Annotated in this window: 5 protein-coding genes and 1 rRNA gene; 1 reads left to right on the forward strand and 5 read right to left on the reverse strand. The window is 33.7% G+C overall.

Annotation, left to right across the window (positions count from 1 at the left end; all coding sequences use genetic code 11):
• Positions 1 to 53 precede the first annotated feature (53 nt).
• The gene (locus B9T31_RS01745; protein WP_086180239.1) at positions 54 to 596 is read left to right on the forward strand and encodes an NADPH-dependent FMN reductase; all 543 of its coding nucleotides are present in this window, start codon (positions 54 to 56) and stop codon (positions 594 to 596) included.
• Positions 597 to 943: 347 nt separating this feature from the next.
• On the opposite strand, the gene B9T31_RS01750 is transcribed toward B9T31_RS01745, so the two are convergent.
• The 5 genes from B9T31_RS01750 to rrf all read right to left on the reverse strand — a co-directional run bounded on the left by B9T31_RS01750 (position 944) and on the right by rrf (position 6,548).
• Positions 944 to 1,048, reverse strand: a complete 105-nt coding sequence (locus tag B9T31_RS01750; protein WP_086180240.1) for a methionine/alanine import family NSS transporter small subunit — start codon at positions 1,046 to 1,048, stop codon at positions 944 to 946.
• A gap of 1 nt (position 1,049) precedes the next feature.
• On the reverse strand, positions 1,050 to 2,531 hold the full coding sequence (locus tag B9T31_RS01755) for a sodium-dependent transporter (RefSeq protein WP_086180241.1): 1,482 nt from the start codon (positions 2,529 to 2,531) through the stop codon (positions 1,050 to 1,052).
• Positions 2,532 to 3,256: 725 nt separating this feature from the next.
• Entirely contained in the window at positions 3,257 to 4,699 is a 1,443-nt protein-coding gene (locus B9T31_RS01760) for an aldehyde dehydrogenase family protein (RefSeq protein WP_086180242.1), read from the reverse strand.
• Between the two features lie 143 nt (positions 4,700 to 4,842).
• Entirely contained in the window at positions 4,843 to 6,126 is a 1,284-nt protein-coding gene (locus B9T31_RS01765; RefSeq protein ID WP_086180384.1) for a glutamate carboxypeptidase, read from the reverse strand.
• A gap of 307 nt (positions 6,127 to 6,433) precedes the next feature.
• Positions 6,434 to 6,548 (reverse strand): 5S ribosomal RNA (gene rrf, locus B9T31_RS01770).
• Positions 6,549 to 6,581: the final 33 nt, after the last annotated feature.

The raw sequence follows: 6,581 nt of genomic DNA on the forward strand, positions 1-6,581 counted from the left end.
TGATTATATACCGAATACTTTAATATTTAGACTTACAAAACAGAGAAAATAATATGAAAATACAAATTATTGTGGGGAGTGTCCGAGAAAATCGTACAGCCATAAAAATAGCGCATTGGATTCAACGCAGTTTTGAAACATACAAATTCCCAAATATAAAAATTGAACTGGTCGACTTAAAAGAATGGGATTTACCTATATTTTCTGGCTCTCATTTACCTATATCAGGTGTGTATGATCAACCTAAACAACAAGCTTGGGCAGATCATATCGCTTCAGGCAATGCTTATATTTTGATTAGTCCCGAATATAACCATGGCTATAGTCCTGCATTGAAAAATGCGCTCGATTATTTAGGTAAGGAATGGAGTACAAAACCCGTTGCTTATGTCAGTTATGGCAGTACCAATGGTTCTCGCTCTATCGATCAAATTCGTCAAGTCTGCATACAATTAGGCATGGTGGATAGTAATGCTGTTGTTGAAATTCGTGATATTTTCACAAGGAATCAAACAGAATTTTTTGAAGCTAATCAGTTTGATGAACAAGCATTAAAAACAGTATTTTATAATCTTATTCAATATATTACGCCCTAATTTGTGTGTTTTTTAACCACCCGTGTAATCCTTGGATTACACATTTTAGTGACTTTTATGCCTAGTGCAACACATTCAATACGCTTATATTAGCTTTAACAGGAAACAGGATGTTTCCCAAACAAATAAAAATAATGATAAGTTTGAGCATCAGGATGTGAGGTACGACAGGAGTTATACCTAAAGCACAAATACCAAGCCCTCTAACAGGATGTTAGAGGGCTTTCTGCTTTTTTAAATCATCTATATTTATTCCAAATTGGTTTACTACGCATCGACATAGTATAAAAAACCGAGTTAATCACTTAACTCGGTTTTTGATAAAATAATTCATCTCTTAAAGATAATTATTCTTCATCTGGGTTTTTAATCAAATGTAGTGTTGCTAAAATTAAGCCACCCCAAAGTAAAACAGTTGAAATAATCAACATAATAATCGCTGATGTATTCATCTTAGTTCTCCTCAGTATCGTGATCTTTTAAACAACTAAATGCAATTGCGCCGATAATTAAAACCAGCATTACACCACCACCAATTGGCAATAAAACCTCTAATGGATAACCTCCATAACCTTCCGATAAGATTGCTTTTAGTGTCAAACCTAAGGCAATTAATAATGAAAGTGGTGTTACGATTGTTAATAAGAAGTTCCAACCCAAACCTAATTTAAAGCTTGAGTATTGATTGATATGATCTTGTAATTGCTTTAATAAAGGACGTCTGAACCATGACACTAAAATAATCGACAATAAGCCACCAGCAACAATACCAATATTATTTGCAAAATAATCAATAATATCGACAAAGGTAATGGCATTATGCGTTGAAAACATTAAAGTCGAAACAATTGCAGAACCGCCACCAACAATGGTCACGGCCTTTTTTCTTGACCATGCGAGCTTATCTTGAAAGGCTGCGATAGGTACTTCTAAAATACTGACCATTGAGGTAATACCAGCAACAGCTAAAGAGGAGAAGAATAAAATTCCAAATAAATCTCCACCAGCACCTAGGCTTGAAATAATTTTAGGGAAAGCAATAAATGCTAGACCAATTCCCCCAGAAACGACTTCATCTACCGTCGAACCAGCACTATAAGCCATAAAGCCAAGTGCAGCAAAAATACCGATACCCGCTAATATTTCAAACGAGGAGTTTGCTAATGCCACCACTAAACCAGAACCAGTTAAATTAGTTTTTGGTTTTAAATAAGAAGCGTAGGTCAACATAATCCCAAATCCAATGGACAATGAGAAAAAGATATGACCAAATGCTGCCAACCATACTTTATAATTAGACATTGCTTTCCAGTTTGGTGTAAAGAATGCGTTTAAGCCATCTACAGCACCAGGTAAACGTAATGCTTGAATCACTAAAATGGTAAATAAAACCACCAATAATGGCATAAAGATTTTATTTGAAAGCTCTACACCTTTCTTCACACCACCGTATAAAATAAACATGGTAATTGCCCAAACTACGACAAGTCCAATAAACAATACGGGTACAAAAAGCGAGGTGGTATCACCATTTTGCAAATAGGTTGAAAAAAAGAATTTCTCTGTATCTGTGCCCCATTTTTGTCCAATGGAGTAATAGATATAAGTACCCGCCCATGACAAAACACTGGCATAATAAATACCGATGACTAATGTCACCATTACTTGCCACCAGCCTAATGCTTCACTGTTCATGAGTTTTTTATAAGCTGTCGGTGGCGCCTTTCTAAATTTATGCCCTACAGCATAATCTAAAAATAGTAATGGTAAACCAGCTGCAAAAATTGCAATTAAATAGGGGATTAAAAATGCCCCACCACCATTTTCATATGCAACATATGGGAACCGCCAAATGTTACCTAAACCAACGGCCGAGCCAATCGCAGCAATAATAAAGCCCGACCGTGCCGACCAATTTTCACGGGAATTTGTCATAAAACACCTAAACCTTTTATCCCTTTCCTGCTGTTGATTTTGTTTATAAGATCAGCATAAAAAGTATTCATAAAATATTGTTGTGTTTGTTTTAGTATTACACCTTGTGAGCGTTCAGATCTAAAATACAAACAGATAAACTTTCACAATATCTTGGTTAAAGATTATTCTGAATAATTTATCTTCATATGCAAGAACAATACCGATTTTTTACACTTTTTTCTGTAATTTCTTCTCGATATTTTGACAATTTATAAGACATTTCATTTGAATGATCATTTTGAAAGCCATTCAAAATAAAATTTAATAAATTCAATAACAATTTGGAATATATCACTCTTAATCATGGACTCATAGTCATTTTTTTATTCTAAAATCGTTTGCATTTTTATCAGATCAGCGAAGCCAGCACATCATAAATACAGCGAAAGCTTATGCTTGTATCTTTTTAAATAAACGGTTGGATATTTATATTTTTCTTATTCTATTTACTATATCAGCAGTACAAACATTTTTATTTCATTAGAAATCTTAGTGGTCCAGATGTCACAGTAATGATAGGTTTTTCGTTTTAAAATTTTGACTTGATTAAATCGATTGGGAAGGGAAAGCTTAAAGGCTGAGAAAACAAACTATTTCGTATCGTATTTTATTGTTCATACGGTCATGTTCAATTTAAATCATCATAAGTCCGAAAACGAATGATGATTTATATCCATCTTAAATCATTGCTTAATTACAAGCACACGCTCTTCTTGCATATCTCTTATTGCAGAATGTATACCTTCCTTTCCTAAGCCTGAATCTTTCACACCGCCATATGGCATATTATCTACACGGAATGTTGGAATATCATTAATGATGACACCACCAACAGCTAAATGATTCCAAGCATATAACATTTTATTTAGATTTTGTGTATAGATTCCCGCCTGTAAACCAAAACGGCTCAAGTTAATTTTTTCAATGCCTTGTTCAAAAGTCTTATACTTTTCAAGAATTACTATCGGGCCAAATGCCTCATCTTTATATATTTCTAAACTTTTATCTACATTTTCAAGTAAAGTAGGTTCAAACATCACTCCATTTAATTCACCACCTATCAATAGCTTAGCACCTTTTTTAATGGCTTTATCAACCCATTTTTTAAGCCGTATAGCTTCATTTTCTTTAATCATTGGTCCAATAATTGTTGTCTCTAACTGAGGATCAGCTGCTTTTAATTTCTTTAACTTTACCAATAACTTTTTCTTCACATCGGTATAAATATCATGATGAATAAGAATCCGTTGCACACTAATACAAACTTGACCCGCATGACCATAAGCACCACTAATCAATCGATCTATCAATGCTTCACTAATTTCAGTATCTGCTTCAATCAAAACTGCAGCATTTCCTCCTAGTTCTAATGTGACTTTTTTATGCCCTGCACGTGCTTTCATATCCCAGCCAACAACATCTGACCCTGTAAAGCTGAGTAGCTTAAAACGCTCATCAGTGACGAGGACATCAGCATGTTCTCGAGGACATGGTAATACTGAAAAAGCACCTTTAGGTAAATCTGTTTCTGCTAAAACTTCTGCAATTTTAAGTGCTGAAATCGGTGTGAGACTTGCAGGTTTTAATACAAATGGGCAACCAGCTGCAATTGCAGGCGCAATTTTATGGGCAGTTAAATTGAATGGAAAATTAAATGGGCTAATTAGAGATACTGCACCAATCGGTACTTGTTTAATAAATCCTTGGTAACCAGATGCTACGGGTGTTACAGCAAGTGGAATCATTCGACCATCATCTAATTGAGTAACGGCATCTGCCGCGATTTGAAATGTGTTAATTAATCGTTCAACCTCTGCACTCGCTGCTGAACGTGGTTTTCCACCCTCAGCAATTAATATATCGATAAGCTCTGTACGCATTTCACTAAAACGTTGCACACAATGTAATAAGATTTTTTGCTTTTGAAATGGTTGTAAAGCAGCCATTTCTTTTTCTGCTTTGACAGCAGCACGTATCGCTTTTTCAATTATTTTATTATCTGCTAAAGCAACACGAGCAATTAAATTATGTTTATACTTATCTAAAACCTCTAACCATTGTTGTGCTTTTTGAGGTTTCCCTGCGACATATAATGGGTAATCTTTTATCTCTTCTGTATTTTTCATTATTACCAGCTCCCAAGCATAAATAGAATTCTAATCTACATCTATAATTACACTAATTGTATAAAATATCATCTATTTTTAGAACCTACTTATATCTTATACTATGTCTAAAAGGGTGATATGAAATACCATCCTATCTTCACTTATTGTTTTGAAGATGCATCTATAATTAAACGTGTTGCTAAGTAGATTCGTGGCACAATAGTATCTAGAACAATATATTCCTCTTTTGCATTATGAAAGCCATCTCCACGTAACCCAATTCCTTCAACTATTGCAGCTTTTGATTCTAAACCTGCAAATGCTGCATCTGTTCCACCACCCAAAGGTTTAATCCGCACTTCAATTGGAAGATTTAATTCTTTTTGATAAATCGATTGAGCATGTTTTGCTAGTTTTATAGATTGATCGTTTGTGATTAAAGGTGGACGAATCACCTCAAAGCTTAATGTAACCTCGCTCGCCGCAATTTTTTTATTTTTTATCCGCTCTTGTAATATTTTTTCAATTTTATGAAAGTCTTCTAACTTTAATGCACGTACATCTGCATATGCATTTGCTGTATCTGGGATCACATTTTGAGTTTTACCAGCACTTGCAACTGTCCAATTTAGTTTCACACCTTTTTCAGGTTGAGATAAATCCTGCATTTGAGAAATTTGATATGAAAGTTCAGTCAGCGCATTTACACCCTCTTCAGGATTACTTCCTGCATGAGAGGCTTTTCCTCGAATATTAAGATGAGCTGAAGCAATGCCACTCGTTGCTAAACTTAAACTACTTTCTTTTCCACTACTCTCAAAAGATAAAACAATATCTTGATCCTTTGCAGTATCTGTAATTAATTTACGTGAACTTGGTGAACTAATTTCTTCATCAGCATTCACAAGCACGGTGATTGTACCGTAATCCTGATAATTGATTTTTTTTAGGGTATTAAGTACAGAAACAATCAGTGCAATACCTTGCTTATCATCTAATACACCAAGACCATACGCTTTATTACCCTCTATTTTAAAGGGATTATCTTTTAACTGCCCTTTCGGATAGACCGTATCCATATGTGCAATTAGCATAATTTTACTTTTTCCATGGCCTTTTAAAACAGCTTTAACAATAGGTCCTAATTCTTCTGGTGTACCTTGTAATTTATGTATATCTTGACTCTGAATAATATTAACTTCAGCACCTGTCAATTTTAATTGTTCGGCAATAAATTTCGAAATATGTTTTAAACCATCTATATTTTTACTATCAGATTCAATATTTACTAAATCTTTTAATGTTACTAAGTAATTTTTCTCTTGTGCTTTTATAACCGTTTTTAACTTTTCATTATTTACCGCAAATGTTGAAGTCGAAATTAAACTCGCCATTGCTAAACCGAATAATACTTTCTTTTTAAAGAAAAAATAATCAAAATTCATCACAAATTTATGTCCTTTTAATGTTCTATCATTTAGATATTTAAAAATATCAATCTGAATCTCACACATTAAAATTAAAAACTCAATATTAATTAATTTAACTTAACAATAGTAAAGGTAGTCTTTACAAAGTTGGGAATTATAGGAAGTTCTTTTATCGTTTTAGTAACTTTTTTTAATTATTAAATTTTTAAGTAAACTAAATTATTTTTTATATTCAGTTTTCAAATAAATTAAATAATTCGACCTTAATTTTTGCATAAACAAACCCCCTTAATCTGTTGATTAAGGGGGTTAGGATTTAATGAGCTGGCGATGACTTACTCTCACATGGGTAACCCCACACTACCATCAGCGCAAAGAGGTTTCACTTCTGAGTTCGGGAAGGGATCAGGTGGTTCACTCTTGCTATTGTCGCCAGCACAACTGTTATGACTTTGCATTTGGTCTTATTC

Origin of the sequence: Acinetobacter sp. ANC 4558, assembly GCF_002135375.1 — a bacterium.
GTDB lineage: Bacteria > Pseudomonadota > Gammaproteobacteria > Pseudomonadales > Moraxellaceae > Acinetobacter.